Origin of the sequence: Peribacillus sp. FSL R5-0717 (assembly GCF_038002945.1) — a bacterium.
GTDB classification, from domain to species: Bacteria; Bacillota; Bacilli; order Bacillales; family DSM-1321; genus Peribacillus; species Peribacillus frigoritolerans.
The window spans coordinates 744,721-759,869 of sequence record NZ_JBBOOF010000001.1 but is presented as its reverse complement, the minus strand read 5'-3'; the positions used below and the strand labels follow the sequence as shown (position 1 = coordinate 759,869).

At 42.5% G+C, this 15,149-nt stretch carries 16 protein-coding genes; 13 read left to right on the top strand and 3 right to left on the bottom strand.

Features of this window, described 5'->3' with window-relative positions; all coding sequences use genetic code 11:
* Genes NYE65_RS03760 through NYE65_RS03745 form a run of 4 tightly spaced genes read left to right on the top strand, consistent with a single transcriptional unit; the run spans window position 1 to window position 2,228 of the window.
* A complete protein-coding gene (locus tag NYE65_RS03760; protein WP_034308571.1) occupies window positions 1-570 on the top strand; it encodes a nicotinate-nucleotide adenylyltransferase in 570 nt (189 codons plus the stop codon).
* Window positions 560-1,132 carry a bis(5'-nucleosyl)-tetraphosphatase (symmetrical) YqeK gene (yqeK, locus tag NYE65_RS03755; protein ID WP_054400178.1) on the top strand — a complete coding sequence of 191 codons (573 nt, stop codon included), beginning with the start codon at window positions 560-562 and terminating at the stop codon, window positions 1,130-1,132. The genes NYE65_RS03760 and yqeK overlap by 11 nt, the downstream gene beginning before the upstream one ends.
* The gene (gene rsfS / locus NYE65_RS03750; RefSeq protein WP_034308569.1) at window positions 1,132-1,488 is read left to right on the top strand and encodes a ribosome silencing factor; all 357 of its coding nucleotides are present in this window, start codon (window positions 1,132-1,134) and stop codon (window positions 1,486-1,488) included. The genes yqeK and rsfS overlap by 1 nt, the downstream gene beginning before the upstream one ends.
* Window positions 1,485-2,228 (top strand): class I SAM-dependent DNA methyltransferase, encoded by a 744-nt coding sequence (locus NYE65_RS03745; protein ID WP_057278859.1) that lies wholly within the window; start codon window positions 1,485-1,487, stop codon window positions 2,226-2,228. The genes rsfS and NYE65_RS03745 overlap by 4 nt, the downstream gene beginning before the upstream one ends.
* A 98-nt stretch (window positions 2,229-2,326) precedes the next feature.
* Here NYE65_RS03745 and comER read toward each other — a convergent pair whose 3' ends face one another.
* Entirely contained in the window at window positions 2,327-3,157 is an 831-nt protein-coding gene (gene comER / locus NYE65_RS03740) for a late competence protein ComER (RefSeq protein ID WP_340859871.1), read from the bottom strand.
* 110 nt (window positions 3,158-3,267) lie between these two features.
* Here comER and NYE65_RS03735 point away from each other — a divergent pair, with 110 nt between their 5' ends.
* The 3 genes from NYE65_RS03735 (at window position 3,268) to NYE65_RS03725 (ending at window position 6,857) form a co-directional block, all read left to right on the top strand.
* Complete coding sequence (locus NYE65_RS03735) at window positions 3,268-3,903, top strand: helix-hairpin-helix domain-containing protein (protein WP_340859870.1); 636 nt, start codon at window positions 3,268-3,270, stop codon at window positions 3,901-3,903.
* A 68-nt stretch (window positions 3,904-3,971) separates the two neighbouring features.
* Entirely contained in the window at window positions 3,972-4,532 is a 561-nt protein-coding gene (locus NYE65_RS03730; protein ID WP_057278857.1) for a ComE operon protein 2, read from the top strand.
* An 18-nt stretch (window positions 4,533-4,550) separates the two neighbouring features.
* Window positions 4,551-6,857, top strand: a complete 2,307-nt coding sequence (locus NYE65_RS03725) for a DNA internalization-related competence protein ComEC/Rec2 (protein ID WP_340859869.1) — start codon at window positions 4,551-4,553, stop codon at window positions 6,855-6,857.
* 76 nt (window positions 6,858-6,933) lie between these two features.
* On the opposite strand, the gene NYE65_RS03720 is transcribed toward NYE65_RS03725, so the two are convergent.
* The gene (locus tag NYE65_RS03720) at window positions 6,934-7,068 is read right to left on the bottom strand and encodes a YqzM family protein (RefSeq protein WP_034308559.1); all 135 of its coding nucleotides are present in this window, start codon (window positions 7,066-7,068) and stop codon (window positions 6,934-6,936) included.
* A 339-nt stretch (window positions 7,069-7,407) separates the two neighbouring features.
* Between NYE65_RS03720 and holA the strand changes: the two genes are divergently transcribed.
* The gene (gene holA / locus NYE65_RS03715; protein WP_034308556.1) at window positions 7,408-8,421 is read left to right on the top strand and encodes a DNA polymerase III subunit delta; all 1,014 of its coding nucleotides are present in this window, start codon (window positions 7,408-7,410) and stop codon (window positions 8,419-8,421) included.
* Between the two features lie 89 nt (window positions 8,422-8,510).
* Here the strand turns inward: holA and rpsT are convergent, their stop codons facing one another.
* Complete coding sequence (gene rpsT / locus NYE65_RS03710) at window positions 8,511-8,777, bottom strand: 30S ribosomal protein S20 (RefSeq protein ID WP_034308554.1); 267 nt, start codon at window positions 8,775-8,777, stop codon at window positions 8,511-8,513.
* A gap of 274 nt (window positions 8,778-9,051) precedes the next feature.
* Here rpsT and gpr point away from each other — a divergent pair, with 274 nt between their 5' ends.
* From gpr to hemW, 5 genes are all read left to right on the top strand, one after another.
* Window positions 9,052-10,170 (top strand): GPR endopeptidase, encoded by a 1,119-nt coding sequence (gpr, locus tag NYE65_RS03705; protein WP_053535742.1) that lies wholly within the window; start codon window positions 9,052-9,054, stop codon window positions 10,168-10,170.
* Between the two features lie 86 nt (window positions 10,171-10,256).
* Complete coding sequence (gene spoIIP / locus NYE65_RS03700) at window positions 10,257-11,456, top strand: stage II sporulation protein P (protein ID WP_034308549.1); 1,200 nt, start codon at window positions 10,257-10,259, stop codon at window positions 11,454-11,456.
* Between the two features lie 21 nt (window positions 11,457-11,477).
* Window positions 11,478-11,801 carry a YqxA family protein gene (locus NYE65_RS03695; RefSeq protein WP_053535740.1) on the top strand — a complete coding sequence of 108 codons (324 nt, stop codon included), beginning with the start codon at window positions 11,478-11,480 and terminating at the stop codon, window positions 11,799-11,801.
* A 175-nt stretch (window positions 11,802-11,976) separates the two neighbouring features.
* On the top strand, window positions 11,977-13,812 hold the full coding sequence (gene lepA / locus NYE65_RS03690; protein WP_053535739.1) for a translation elongation factor 4: 1,836 nt from the start codon (window positions 11,977-11,979) through the stop codon (window positions 13,810-13,812).
* 89 nt (window positions 13,813-13,901) lie between these two features.
* A complete protein-coding gene (gene hemW, locus NYE65_RS03685; RefSeq protein WP_034308541.1) occupies window positions 13,902-15,053 on the top strand; it encodes a radical SAM family heme chaperone HemW in 1,152 nt (383 codons plus the stop codon).
* Window positions 15,054-15,149 lie beyond the last annotated feature (96 nt).

The following is a 15,149-nucleotide window of genomic DNA, read 5'->3' as shown; positions in this document are numbered from 1 at the left end:
ATGAAAAAAATTGGAATTCTTGGCGGTACATTCAATCCTCCGCATATCGGGCATTTAATTATAGCCAATGAAGTGCTGGATGCCCTTGAGCTAGATGAAATCAGGTTCATGCCAAATCACGTACCTCCACATAAGGAAAAATCGGAGGAAGTAACCGATATGGACAGGCTGGCCATGTTGGAAAACGCGATAGCCGGAAACCCATCTTTTTATATTGAGGGTATTGAAATAGAAAGAAAAGGCACATCTTATACGTATGACACGATAAAATTGCTTAAAGAACTTGAGCCAGCCAATGAGTTCTATTTCATAATTGGCGCAGATATGATTGAGTACTTACCGAATTGGCATCGTATCGACGAGCTGGTGCATATGGTCAATTTCGTCGGGGTGAAGCGCCCTGGATATAATGAGAATACCTTATACCCGATCACGATGGTGAAAGTCCCGCAGATGTTCATTTCGTCTTCCATGATACGAAGGAAGTTAAGAACAGGGAAAACCGTGAAATATTTAATAGCAGATCCAGTGGTGAAGTATATTAAAGGGAATGGTTTATATGAATCGTGAGAAAGCATTGGCGCTGGTCAAAGAACAAATCACCGAGCGCAGGTACATTCATACCTTGGGTGTGGTCGAGTCAGCGATTGAACTTGCTGAACGATATGGTGCCGACGTCAAAAAAGCGGAACTTGCAGCCATTTTCCATGATTATGCAAAATTTCGTCCTAAAGAAGAAATGGAGCAAATAATAATCGCTGAAAAAATGGACCCGGCGTTACTTGAATACAATATGGAGCTGTGGCACGCTCCTGTCGGGGCTTATCTGGTGAATAAGGAAGCAGGCATTCAGGACGCTGAAATCTTGGATGCGATTGCCTATCACACGTCTGGCCGGGTTGGCATGAGCCTTTTGGATAAAGTCGTATACCTTGCTGATTATATCGAGCCGGGACGTTCTTTTCCCGGTGTCGACGAAGTCAGGCAGACAGCAAAGCAAAATTTGGATCATGCTGTCATCCAGGCTTTAAGGAATACAGTTGTTTTTTTAATGAAAAGAAATCAGGCAATTTACCCTGACACATTTAAGACATATAATGATTTGATCATGAATTTGAAGGAGAAGATGTAATGACTGAACGTGAACTTCTTGTAATTGCAGCAAAAGCGGCGGATGATAAAAGAGCGGAGGATATCGTGGCATTGAACATGCAAGGTATTTCCCTTGTAGCGGATTACTTTTTGATCTGCCACGGTAATTCTGAAAAACAAGTACAAGCAATAGCTCGTGAAATGAAGAGCAAAGCTGATGAATCAGGAATCAATGTAAAGCGTCTTGAAGGTTTTGACGAGGCGAAATGGGTGCTTGTGGATCTTGGTGATGTAGTGGCCCACATTTTCCATAAAGATGAAAGAAACTACTATAACCTTGAACGTCTATGGGGAGATGCACCTTTTGAAGATCTAGAGAGCGAACTGACTTCATGACTTACGAACGCTTTGCCTATGTATACGATGAATTGATGAAGGACGCACCTTATGAAAAATGGCTGATGATCCTTACGGCGAAGCTGGAACAGTATGGAATTGGTGGAAGGAAAGTCCTGGATTTGGCGTGTGGAACCGGGGAAATGACCGTTGAATTGGCGCAGCACGGATTCGAAGTCACCGGCGTGGATTTATCTGATGAAATGCTTCTTGTTGCTAATGAAAAAGCAGTTAAGCTTGGATTATCGATTCCGCTTTTTCAGCAAAATATGGCAGAACTCGAAGGACTTGGCCAATTTGATTGTGTCACGATTTTTTGTGATTCGCTGAACTACCTTCGCGACGAAGAGGATATCGTCAAGACGTTCAGCCGGGTTCATGAGCATTTGAAGGATGGCGGATTATTCATGTTTGATATCCATTCCCTTTATAAAATGGAAGAAATCTTTAGTGATCATACGTTTGCTGTCAATGGTGAAGAAGTATCCTATATATGGGATTGCTTCCCGGGTGAAGAACCTTACAGTGTGGAACATGATTTAAGTTTTTTCGTAAGGGATGATGAAAGCGGTCTTTATGACCGTTTTGATGAGTTGCATTATCAACGGACCTACCCGGTTGAACAATATAAAAAGTGGCTGGAGCAAGCAGGTTTCACGGTTTCTGAAATTCTGGCGGATCTTGAAGAAGCACCGCTTGTAACGGAAACCGAAAGAATCTTGTTTGTAGCCAGTAAATGATAAAGAGGTCAAGATTCCCGTTCGTACAAGGACGAGTGGAGGTCTGACCTCTTCTTTTTTTTTACTTTTAGAAGGAATTGAGATCTTGATTACGAATATTAATAAGGATGGCCGAACTGTTTTTCAACTTCGTGAAGATCCTCTGCAAACTTTTCATGTGTCGCCTGAAAAAGATGATGGAACATTTCCCCGGTTTCAGCTTCTAAAACCTTGATCCCCTCACCTGTTATTCCACCTTTTACACAAACTTTTTCCTGTAAGGTCGGCAATGTATAAACCCCTTTACCGAGCAATTCCCCTAAGCCGACCAGCATATTCTCAGTCAAAGTCGTAGCCGTTTTTTTATCTATCTTCGTCGTTTGGCAAGCCGCGTCAATGAAAGCTTGAGCTAAATAGCTGAAGAAGGCAGGGCCGCAGCTGACAATATCGGAAGCTACCCGGGTGATATCATTTTCAATGATGACCGGTGCCGATATGGCGGAGGCCAAATCAAATAAAGCTGACACTCTCTCCTTACTGCAGCTCTCGCTGAAACTCAGTAACGATACGCCTGAACCCACACGGTTCGTTATACTCGGGATAAAACGGGCACAGGGTGCATTCACTGCCGATTCGAGCTGGGAGACGGAAAGCGGGCTTGTGATGGAAATAACCAGCTGATCCCTTTTTATATGCTGTTTGATGCCTTGTAATAGGCTGTTAATTTGCAATGGTTTTACACAGAGAAAGATAAAGTCCGCTTGTTCGACGATTTCGGCTGCGCTTTCCGCCACCTTGATACCCGGGTGTTTCTCTTTCAGCACCATTGCTTTGGAAAGTGTGCGATTTGTAATGACTAGATCTGCCGGATTCAATATTTTTGCCTCCAGCCATGCCTCGATTAAAATGGTACCCATATTTCCGGTTCCGATAACACCGATTTTCTTCAATTCCGATCAACTCCTTTCGCTTAAAGCGATTGATTCTCCTAAAAACACTATGTATTTTTAATCTGTCCTATGACAATGTATCGTGCGAAATCCAATAAGGAGGGAAAGAAATGGAAGTGATATTAAAAAGGAAAATGACGATGATTACCGTTGCCGTGGCATTTGTGGCAGCGGGCATTTACTTTTTTTATCAACAAGGGGAGGATCCGGCTGATACGGAAGATATATTTTCCGTTACTGCAAAAGAAGCTGAAATGGAACAAAGTGTAAATGAATCGTCTGCCGAACCTGAGATCATTAAAGTGGACGTTAAAGGAGCAGTCAAGTCCCCGGGCATATTTACTGCACAGGCAGGTGACCGGGTGATTGATTTAATTTCCGCTGCGGGCAGTTTTACAGAAAAGGCTGACACGGATAAAGTGAATTTTGCCCAAATCATCGAAGATCAAATGGTCATTTATGTTCCGGAAATAGGTGAAGAAGACAAAGGGAACTTGGAGAATATACAAGTCGGGACGTCTGGTGATGCCGGCACTAAGGGTAAGTCAGGAGGGCTGGTGAACTTGAATACTGCTACACAGGAAGATTTGCAAACCTTGACGGGAATTGGACCATCCAAAGCGAATGCGATCCTGGAATACAGGGAGGCGATAGGGAAATTCAAGGAGGTCGATGAATTGAAGCAGGTTACGGGAATCGGCGATAAAACGTTTGAAAGGTTACGGGATTCCATTTCGGTGAAATGAATGCTACACAAATGGACAGGAAGAGGGTAAAATTGAAGAAAATCATTCTAGGGGTAAGGGGATACAGCATGAACAGAATTAGTTGGGATCAATATTTCATGGCACAAAGCCATTTATTAGCTTTAAGAAGCACATGTACACGCCTCACTGTAGGGGCGACCATCGTCAGGGACAATCGAATCATTGCCGGGGGATATAATGGGTCCATTGCGGGAGGGACGCATTGTATTGATGACGGCTGTTATGTAATTGATAACCATTGTGTCAGAACGATACATGCAGAAATGAATGCACTTTTACAATGTGCGAAATTTGGGGTGCCGACTGATCAGGCGGAAATATATGTGACGCATTTTCCGTGTCTTCAGTGCTGTAAATCACTCATCCAAGCTGGCATAAAGGCCGTTTATTATGCCGAGGATTATAAAAATCATCCATATGCCCTCGAATTATTCAAACAGGCGGGTGTCAAGACCGAGAAGGTTGAAGCAAAAGGGGCCATCGATGTGAATGGAAAACAAAAAAAGGACTTTGTATTCTCATTGCTAGCTCAACTTGAACAAAACGGTCTGGGAAAAGAAGATTTATTGGAACTGGAAAAGCAGGCCAATCAGATATTCGAAAATTAAATAGGACGGGGGGCAGGCATGGCCAGACATCTTATCTTACTGGCCGTTTCAGCTACATTTGGTGTTACGGCCCATTCTCTTTTAAATGTAAGGCTGCTGATCATTATCCTAATTTTTCTCTGTTTCTTTTATTTTTCGGTGGGCTTAAGTGTGAAGGCCCTTAGTTTTCATTTGGTGATCATGGGGATATTTTTAGGGGCCGCCTCCTTCTCCGATCACCGAAACAAAACTGCCTATCATGGAACGGAAAGCCAATTTATCATCACATTTACCGACCAACCGAATATAGATGGAAATTCATTAAAAGGATTCATTGGCAGTGAGAAAGGCGAACGGCTATTGCTTCGTTATAAAATCACGACCGAATTGGAACAGGAAAAGCTGAGTCAGTTTCTGCGAATCGGTTTATCATGTCCGGCTGAAGGGACATTGCAAGTTCCCGAGAAAAACAGGAATGAAAACAGTTTCGATTACCAGCGTTATCTTTTCCGCCAAGGCACCCATTGGATATTCAAAGCGGATTCCATTTCATTTCAAGAATGCAAAGAAGGTGGAAACTCGATTCTGGTTTCGATTCGTAATTTGCGCCTGAAGGGGATTGCATATATTAGAGAACACTTTCCTGAAGAGTCGAGCGGTTTTGTCACAGCACTCATATTCGGTGACCAGAGATATATAGATGAAGGGGACCTTACTAATTATCAGCGGTTGGGGTTGGTTCATTTACTGGCGATTTCCGGCCTTCATGTCAGTTTTTTAACGGGGGTGTTATTTTACATCGGCATCAGGGTAGGGATTACACGGGAAAGAATGATGATGGCCATCTTACTCTTCCTTCCGGTTTACATGTTACTTTCAGGTGCCAGTCCATCAGTGGTGAGATCCTGTTCAATGGCTATGCTTTTCTTTCTACTCCTGCTATTCAAGAAGCGGATTTCGGCGGGTGCCGCAATTGGATCGACTTATTTGGCGCTATTGTTTTTTCGGCCTAATATGCTGTATGATATAGGTTTTCAGCTTTCATTCGCAGTCACATTCTCCATTATCATGTCTACAAGCATCTTCTTGCAATACCCGAAAAAATCGATGCAGCTGTTCATCCTCAGTTCCATCTGCCAACTGGCAGCCCTTCCGATTTTACTTTTTCGCTTTTTTGAAGTATCTTTACTTGGCGTGTTTCTGAACGTATTGTATGTTCCGCTTTATTCCATCATATTGCTGCCATTTTCACTGATTTCCCTCCTCATTCATTTATTACTGCCTTCCTTTGGTCAACCTCTCATATCATTATTGAATTTCACCTTCGTATTCTGCAATAAAGCCGCAGATGCAGCATCAGGATTGCCGCTCGCCTCCATACCGTTTGGAAAGCCGCCTTTCCTCATGATGTTACTACTTATTATTTTCCTTATAGGGTTATGCCTGGCTTGGGAAGTATCCTTTGAAAAAAGTAAAATCTGGTGCGGAATGATAATCGTCCTTTTACTTTTGCAATATAACTTACAAAGGTTCTCGCCTTTTGGTGAAGTGCAAATCATCGACGTAGGACAAGGTGACTCCATTTTCATTTCCCTGCCTTTCAATCGCGGTAATTATTTAATTGATACAGGCGGGCAAATAACATTTCCAATCGATACGTGGGCGATAAAGCGAAAGAAGTTCAACACGGCGGATGATATCATTATTCCATTATTGAAAAGTAAAGGAATCCACCAATTGGACAAATTGATTTTAACCCATCCGGATGCAGATCATATGGGAAGTGCAAAAGAATTAATAGATAATTTTAAAGTTGCGGAGATCATCATTGGAGGCTGGAGTGAAGAGCAATATAGGGATATGGAACTTGTAACCGTGGCGAAAGAGAAAAAAGTGAAAATGACCGTCCTGAAAAGGGGGGATCAATGGGTGGCGGGCGGAGTGCGGTTTGCTGTGCTAAGTCCATTTAAGCAAGAGGAAGATAAGAATGATTCATCCATCGTTCTATTCACTGAGCTCGGGGGAGTGTCATGGTTATTGACCGGCGATATGGGAGAAGAAGGGGAGAGGGAACTTTTGAGAACCTTTCCGCAGTTGCAGGCGGATATCTTGAAGGTCGGTCACCATGGCAGTAAAACGTCTTCTTCCGCGCCCTTCCTTGAACAGCTGCAGCCGAAAGCGGCACTTATTTCAGTTGGAAAGGATAACCGCTACGGGCACCCTCATGGAGACGTAATTGGGAATTTGGAGGGGAATGGCATAAAAGTGTTCAGGACGGACGAGGATGGTTCTATTATTTACAAGTATTACAAAAGCAGTGGAACCTTTCTGAAGACTCTCCCATAGTATATAGAAAATCAAAAAGAAAGAGACTGCAGCAGCAGCCCCCATCAGGAAAAATAAGTGCATGTAATGAATGAAATCAGGATCCGACAGCTTTAATGACGACAGCTATGGTGAACATGGCAGCGAAAAATACAAAAGAACCGATGAATCCTATAGCGGAATCAGCGACGTCATCTGTCTTTGATTGAACATTCTTTTCGAATTCGTTCATTATTTACCCCTCCTATTTCTGCTAATAGTATAAAACATTACCAAAAAAAAATCTACAGGCTTCATTCCTTCATTTCCTTTACTGACAAGAGTTGTCACAAATAGTTTGGGATTTTGAGGTCAAAATAAAAGTACAAACAAAGCAAGCGAAAACGAAAAGCTCATTTGTTCTACATGAATACTCTACCCGCTTTCAAGGGAGATTACCCGGGCCTTTCTTGAAAGTGTTCATATAGATCCGGAATTAGCCCTTTTAAGGGCTAGTTCCCTTTATAGCTTGTCAAATGGTCCATCCACCTATACCATTAGAGAAGAATACATAGTAAAGAGGCGGATTCTATTGGTATTAGACGTTTGGAAAAGTATAAAAAAAGGGCAATTCGCGCCAGTATACTTGTTATATGGGACGGAAGCCTATCTAATTAATGAAACGAAGCAGCTATTGATCGAGAATGTCCTTCATGAAGATGAGATGGATTTTAACTTTTCTCAATTTGATTTAGAAGAGACGCCTGTTGAAACTGCGCTTGAAGATGTCGAAACCCTCCCGTTTATCGGGGAAAGGCGCCTTGTCTTCATGCAAAACCCATTTTTTTTGACAGCTGAAAAAACGAAGTCAAGAGTTGAGCATAATGTGAAAAGACTGGAAGCGTATTTGGCTGATCCGGTTCCATATTCTATTGTCGTATTGACCGCACCTTATGAGAAACTGGATGAACGGAAAAAAATCACCAAGGAACTGAAGCGTAAGGCGGTTCTCGTTGAAGCGAAGAAGCTTGGTGATCATGAGTTAAAGGGATGGGTGAAGGAGAGGGTCGAAGCTTCTTCAGTCCGAATAGATGAGCAGGCTACAGAGCTTTTACTTGAACTTGCAGGAACGAATCTGATGATGTTGACGAATGAACTGGATAAAATGGTGCTTTATACGGAAGCTGAGAAGCACATTACAGTCGAGGTAGTGGAAAAGCTGGTCGCAAAATCCCTTGAACAGAATATCTTCACACTTGTTGATCATGTGTTACAGAGAAAAATGGAGAGTGCCATGACGATACTGCACGATCTTCTCAGGCAGAATGAAGAGCCGATCAAGATCTTGAGTGTCATGGCAGGTCAGGTCAGGCTCATGTATCAAGTGAAGGAGCTTTCCCGTCAGGGCTATAGCCAGCAAAAAATTGCGGGTCAACTGAAGGTGCACCCTTACAGGGTAAAGCTGGCACTTGAAAAGACGGGGAAATTCCAGGAACGCGAGTTGTTGAGCATCATGAACGACTTAGCGGAAGCGGATTATAAAATGAAGACCGGCCAAGCAGATAAGGCAATCACGCTTGAGCTGCTGCTTTTAAAAATTAGATGATAAAAAAGGTGGCAGATATCCTGTCACCTTTTTTATGCAAAAAACGGCACAAAAAAAACGATCCGATTGGATCGTTTAATTTTTTGTCATTATGCGTTAAGAGCGTTAAGTCTTTTCGCTAAACGAGATTTTTTACGGGCTGCCGCATTTTTATGGATTAATCCTTTAGATGCAGCTTTGTCTAATTTCACAGCAGCTGTTAAAAGAGCTTCTTTAGCAGCTTCAACGTTTTCACCAGCTAATGCAACTTCAGCGTTTTTCACTGTAGTACGCATAGTTGATCTAACAGTAATGTTATGAACGCGTTTTTTGTCGTTGATTTTTACACGTTTAATAGCAGATTTAATGTTTGGCATTCCGTTCACCTCCTACAAAGAAATCGAGATTATATGAACTCGACTTTTCAAATCCATATCAAATAGCACAAGTGATATTCTATCAGACTGCTCATAAATATGCAATACTTCAGATTGAGAATCGAAAAGGAATTATAATTTCAGTAATAAATTCATCTCGTCATCATTCATTGTACCAAAAAAATGAATAATAAAAAAGCAAAAACGACAGAATGTTTAAGAGAGACTATTGAAAATACTAGATTAGATACAATTCAAACATCAGGAGGCCGTTATGGAAAATAAATTGGACCTTAGTGAATACGGAATTCGGACAGATTTGGCGATTGAAGCAAAGGAAATTGCCCTTGAACATAAAGGTGTAGTAGAGGAAGTGGATGTTTCCCGCATCGAAGGGGTCATTATTAAGGAAAAAGATGTGGATGATTTGAAGGTATCCTTAGTCGAGGTCACGGCTGAGGGGGAAAAAGAAATCGGAAAAAAACAGGGCAGCTATTTGACCATCGAGGTCCAGGGAATCCGCCAGCAGGATACGGAAACGCAGCAACGGGTGGAAAAGGTGTTCGCCAACGAACTGGCTTACTTCTTGAAACGGAATAAAATCACCAAGGAAAGCAGTTGTCTAGTTGTCGGCCTTGGTAATTGGAATGTTACCCCCGATGCTCTGGGACCTGCAGTCGTTGAGAACCTTGTAGTTACAAGACATTTGTTCGAATTGCAGCCTGAATCCGTCAAGGAAGGTTATCGGCCGGTCAGTGCGATTTCCCCCGGTGTTATGGGGATTACGGGAATCGAGACGAGTGACATCATAAAAGGCGTCATCGAAAAAAGTAATCCTGATTTCCTGATCGTCGTTGATGCATTGGCTGCCCGTTCGATCGATCGTGTGAATGCAACGATTCAAATTACGGATACAGGTATCCATCCAGGGTCTGGTGTAGGAAATAAACGTAAAGAATTGAGTCAGGCTACACTGGGAGTTCCAGTTATCGCAATTGGAATACCTACCGTCGTGGATGCCGTATCGATTGCAAGCGATACGATTGATTATATTTTAAAGCATTTTGGCAAGGAAATGAATGAAGGGGACAGACCATCACGTTCATTGGCACCTGCTGGATTCAGTTTTGGAAAGCGGACAAAGCTGACCGAAGAGGATATGCCGGGTGAAAAGGAACGCCAAACCTTTTTGGGAATGATAGGTGTCCTCCCTGATGAAGAGAAGCGGAAATTGATTTATGAGGTGCTTTCGCCACTTGGTCATAATTTAATGGTTACACCAAAAGAAGTAGATGTTTTCATCGAGGATATGGCCAATTTGATAGCCAATGGTTTAAATGCAGCCTTGCATCATTCAATAAATCAAGATAATGCCGGCTATTACACCCGTTAAATCACTTTCAGTGCCCAAAAATGGTGTTCTACCCTTTCTAGCAAAGTCATAGGTATTAATAGACAAGCTATAGAGAGGGTGGAAGGATGAAAAGAAGAAATTCCCCAGGAATCATAACAGCCATTCACGGATCAACAATAATAAAAACTTTTCTAGGTATTCTCGCCTTGCTTCTTTTTGTTTTTTCAGTCAGTGGGGTCATGACTTCCCTAAGACCGGAGTATCGGATATCTTCTAACTCCGTACATACTGTAGCCAATCAATTCTCGGGAAAAATGCTGTTTTCGATGCTGGCCAACGAAAATCATTATCTTTTTAATGCCCTGCCGGAAGGTAAGCAGGAATCGATCATCACGAATCAATTGATAAAAGTCTCGACCAACATTTCACTTGAGGACCCGCGAAGTTTACTGGGAAGGGAGCTTCCTGGCTTTTCGATTTTTGATAATGAGATCCTCGTTGCTGGGGAAGGAACGAATTATACGAATATGCCGTATGAATCTTCACCGCCAGTGGATGTCCTGAATGAAGAAAGGGATGCATCCCTTCAAAACCTGGATGAGATTAAAGAACCGGATAAAGGGGTGACCAATCAGCCGAATCAAACGACCAATGGCCGGAAAGTGGTCGAGATATACCATAGCCATAACCGGGAGTCATATCTTCCATATCTAAAAGGGGTGACCGACCCCGATCTAGCCTACCATTCTAAAATCAATATTACGAAACTCGGGGAACGGATGGTTGAAGATTTGGCTGATAAGGGGATCGGCTCCTCGCTCGATAAAACGGATATCATGGGAAATCTGAATAATAAAGGATTGAATTATGCCAAATCGTATCAAGAATCACGGAAATCGGTCCAGACGGCATTGGCCAATAACAAAGATTTAGAATACCTGATTGATATCCACCGCGATTCAAAGCGGAAGAAACATACGACAATTACAATCAGAGGTAAAGAGTATGCCAAGATCGCCTTCGTGATCGGGGGGAATAACCCGAACTATGAAAAAAATGCCGCGCTTGCCAATAAGCTTCATAAAGCATTGGAGAAAAAATACCCAGGTATTTCCCGTGGGGTTATGAAACAGGGCGGATCTAGCCATAATGGTATATATAATCAGGATTTATCAGGCAATGCCATGCTTATTGAAGTTGGCGGTGTTGATAATACTTTCGAGGAAATGTACTTGACCGTTGATGCCTTTACCGAGGTTTTCAGTGAATTTTACTGGGATGCCAAAGCGGTGGATAACCCGACCGGGGATTCGGAAGCAAGGTAATTTGAAAGGAGTTCTCTTATCATGGTTCGATTTTGGTTGAAATGTACAGGGATTGTGCTCGTATTATTTTTAGGTGTTCTAATCGGGATGCAGCAAGCGAACGACGGGATGAAAAAAATGAAGGGGTATGAAGATCCCTCCTTGAATAGTGCATTTATCATTAACCAATCGGACCAAGGGGAGATGGAAGCGGATATCCTTGGCGAAAAAGTGACGAGTCATGATTTGGAGACGAAAAAAGAAAAGCTTGAAGAAATGAAAGCTTTCAACTTTTTCTCATCGATCGGCAAAACGCTTGGAGAAACCATATCAGGTGCCTTTCAAGCCCTTATTGATATGATTTAGGTAGGAAATAAGTTGATTGTGCCCTGCAAAAGGCTGCATCCGAATCCGGGATGCAGCCTTTTTTTATGCTTTGTCCTGCAATGATGCTTCTTTTGTAACTATTCTGTTGAATCTTGCATTTTCTATTGATATAATAAAAAATAGTGTATTGTGTCGACTAGTGGGAGTGAACGTCATGAATAGAGAAGAAAAATTAAAAAGACAATCAAAAATTCGTAACTTTTCCATCATCGCTCATATCGATCATGGTAAATCTACATTGGCGGATCGTATCATTGAAAAAACGAACGCCATGACTCAGCGTGAAATGAAGAGTCAGCTGTTGGATTCCATGGATTTAGAGCGTGAGCGTGGAATTACGATTAAATTGAATGCGATTCAATTGAAATATAACGCGAAGGATGGAGAAGAATACATCTTCCATCTTATTGATACACCGGGACATGTCGATTTTACGTATGAAGTGTCACGAAGCCTTGCAGCTTGTGAAGGCGCTGTCCTTGTTGTCGATGCGGCACAGGGAATTGAGGCCCAAACGCTTGCAAATGTGTATTTAGCTTTGGACAACAACCTTGAAATCATTCCGGTCATCAATAAAATTGATTTGCCGAGTGCAGATCCGGAACGGGTGCGCGGAGAAATCGAGGAAGTGATCGGATTGGATGCTTCCGATGCAGTTTTGGCTTCGGCTAAAGCCGGAATCGGAATCGAGGAGATTTTGGAGCAGGTCGTTGAATTGGTTCCAGCTCCGCAAGGTGATCCGGATGCTCCTTTCAAGGCGCTTATTTTCGATTCACTGTTTGATGCGTACCGCGGTGTAGTTGCCTATATCCGTGTTGTTGAGGGTTCCATTAAAGTGGGCGACAAAATCAAAATGATGTCCACTGGCAAGGAATTCGATGTTACCGAATTGGGTGTTTTCAACCCTAAAACACAGCTTTTGGATGAACTGAACGTCGGTGATGTAGGTTTCCTTACGGCATCCATTAAAAACGTTGGTGATACGACTGTCGGTGATACGATCACGAGTGCCGTGAATAGTGCGACAGAACCATTGCCGGGTTACAGGAAGATGAATCCGATGGTATATTGCGGTTTATACCCAATTGACGCATCGAAATTCAATGATTTACGGGATGCATTGGAGAAATTGGAATTGAACGATTCAGCGCTTCAGTTCGAAGCGGAATCATCGCAAGCATTGGGCTTCGGTTTCCGTTGCGGATTCCTTGGACTCCTTCATATGGAAATCATCCAGGAACGGATTGAACGTGAATTCAAAATCGATCTGATCACCACTGCACCGAGTGTTATTTATGATGTGGTGCAAACGGACGGAACGGTCCTGAAAGTGGATAACCCGTCCAATATGCCTGATGCTCAAAAGATCGAACGTGTCGAGGAGCCATATGTCAAAGCGACGATGATGGCACCGACGGAGTTTGTCGGGGCGATCATGGAAATCTGTCAAAATAAACGCGGTAACTTCATTGATATGGAATATATAGATGAGACTCGTGTGAGCATTCATTATGAAATTCCATTATCGGAAATCGTGTATGATTTCTTCGATCAATTGAAATCCAATACAAGAGGCTATGCTTCATTCGATTATGAGCTGATCGGCTACAAACCGTCCAAGCTTGTGAAGATGGATATTTTACTGAATGCTGAAACTGTCGATGCTTTAAGTTTCATCGTTCATAAGGACTTTGCTTATGAACGCGGTAAAGTAATTGTTGAAAAATTGAAGAAGTTGATTCCAAGGCAACAATTCGAAGTGCCGATCCAAGCGGCGATCGGGCAAAAAATCATCGCCCGTTCTTCGATTAGTGCAATGCGCAAAAACGTATTGGCTAAATGTTACGGCGGCGATATTTCCCGTAAACGTAAGTTGCTCGAAAAACAGAAAGAAGGTAAAAAGCGGATGAAACAAGTAGGTTCCGTTGAAGTTCCGCAAGAAGCTTTCATGGCTGTTTTGAAAATGGATGATACGACACCCAAAAAATAAATAAAATAAACGATAGTTAGAAAAAAGAGGGTAGAGGAGATCTAGCCTCTTTTTCTATCGACTCATTCGATTAAAAGGTTGTGAACACAATGATCAAAAGCGCCTACCTCCATATACCATTTTGTGAACATATTTGTCACTATTGTGATTTCAATAAAGTATTTTTGCAGGGACAGCCGGTCGACGAATATTTACAGATGATGAAAAGGGAAATGGTGATGCAGCTTTCCAAATACCCGACTGCAGGTTTGGATACGGTTTTCGTCGGTGGAGGGACACCGACCTCACTGGATGAAAAGCAGCTTGCATTCTTATGTGAAGCAATCAATGAAACCCTGCCCTTTGATCCCAAGAAGGCTGAATATACCTTTGAAGCCAATCCCGGGGATCTTTCAAGGGAAAAACTCAAGATACTTTATGATTCAGGGGTCAATAGACTTAGCTTTGGAGTGCAAAGCTTCAATGATGAATTATTAAAACGAATTGGCCGGACTCACCGGGCTTCAGAAGTATATGAAACGATCCATTTGGCTCAAGAAGTTGGCTTTACGAATATAAGCATCGACTTGATTTATGGATTGCCGGGCCAAACGATGGAAGATTTCAAGGATACGCTGGATAAAGCGATCGCCCTTCAATTGCCGCACTACTCAAGCTACTCATTGATCGTTGAACCGAAGACGGTTTTTTATAATCAGATGCGAAGAGGTAAATTAAACCTGCCGCCGCAGGAGCTCGAGGCTTCGATGTATGAGAGGCTGATGGAAGAGATGGAGAAGCATGGTCTGCATCAATATGAAATCAGTAATTTTGCCCGGGCAGGGTTTGAAAGCAGGCACAACCTGACATATTGGGATAATGTGGAGTATTATGGGATTGGTGCTGGTGCACATGGCTATACTGGAGGTAAAAGGGTGGCCAATCATGGGCCTGTGAAGAAATATATCACTCCATTGCTTTCGAACGAGCTGCCTGTGTTGGAAGAACATCCAGTACCGCTTCATGAACGGATGGAAGAGGAGATGTTTTTGGGTCTCCGGAAAACGCAAGGGGTTTCATTGGAAATCTTCAAGAATAAATTTTTTGTAGAAATGACGGAGATTTTCAGGAAACCGCTCGAAGAAGGATCGGCAAAGGGTTTGCTTAAGGTGGAAGGCGGGTTCGTGCGCTTGACTGAGCGGGGCAAACTGCTTGGAAATGAAGTGTTCCAAACATTTTTAGGCGTTATTGATTCCGACTGAAGGAAATCCATGTTATTTTAACGATGAATTAACGGTTTTCATTGTTGACATCATAAGCTGCATTTGATAATTTATTAGTATATTAGCACTCGATGA

Coding starts and splice junctions, on each gene's coding strand:
- rsfS (WP_034308569.1), top strand. CDS start 1,132: ATGACTGAACGTGAACTTCTTGTAATTGCAGCAAAAGCGGCGGATGAT.
- rpsT (WP_034308554.1), bottom strand. CDS start 8,777: ATGCCAAACATTAAATCTGCTATTAAACGTGTAAAAATCAACGACAAA.
- NYE65_RS03760 (WP_034308571.1), top strand. CDS start 1: ATGAAAAAAATTGGAATTCTTGGCGGTACATTCAATCCTCCGCATATC.
- NYE65_RS03720 (WP_034308559.1), bottom strand. CDS start 7,068: ATGAACGAATTCGAAAAGAATGTTCAATCAAAGACAGATGACGTCGCT.
- lepA (WP_053535739.1), top strand. CDS start 11,977: ATGAATAGAGAAGAAAAATTAAAAAGACAATCAAAAATTCGTAACTTT.
- gpr (WP_053535742.1), top strand. CDS start 9,052: ATGGAAAATAAATTGGACCTTAGTGAATACGGAATTCGGACAGATTTG.
- NYE65_RS03725 (WP_340859869.1), top strand. CDS start 4,551: ATGGCCAGACATCTTATCTTACTGGCCGTTTCAGCTACATTTGGTGTT.
- NYE65_RS03695 (WP_053535740.1), top strand. CDS start 11,478: ATGGTTCGATTTTGGTTGAAATGTACAGGGATTGTGCTCGTATTATTT.
- spoIIP (WP_034308549.1), top strand. CDS start 10,257: ATGAAAAGAAGAAATTCCCCAGGAATCATAACAGCCATTCACGGATCA.
- hemW (WP_034308541.1), top strand. CDS start 13,902: ATGATCAAAAGCGCCTACCTCCATATACCATTTTGTGAACATATTTGT.
- NYE65_RS03735 (WP_340859870.1), top strand. CDS start 3,268: ATGGAAGTGATATTAAAAAGGAAAATGACGATGATTACCGTTGCCGTG.
- NYE65_RS03745 (WP_057278859.1), top strand. CDS start 1,485: ATGACTTACGAACGCTTTGCCTATGTATACGATGAATTGATGAAGGAC.
- NYE65_RS03730 (WP_057278857.1), top strand. CDS start 3,972: ATGAACAGAATTAGTTGGGATCAATATTTCATGGCACAAAGCCATTTA.
- yqeK (WP_054400178.1), top strand. CDS start 560: ATGAATCGTGAGAAAGCATTGGCGCTGGTCAAAGAACAAATCACCGAG.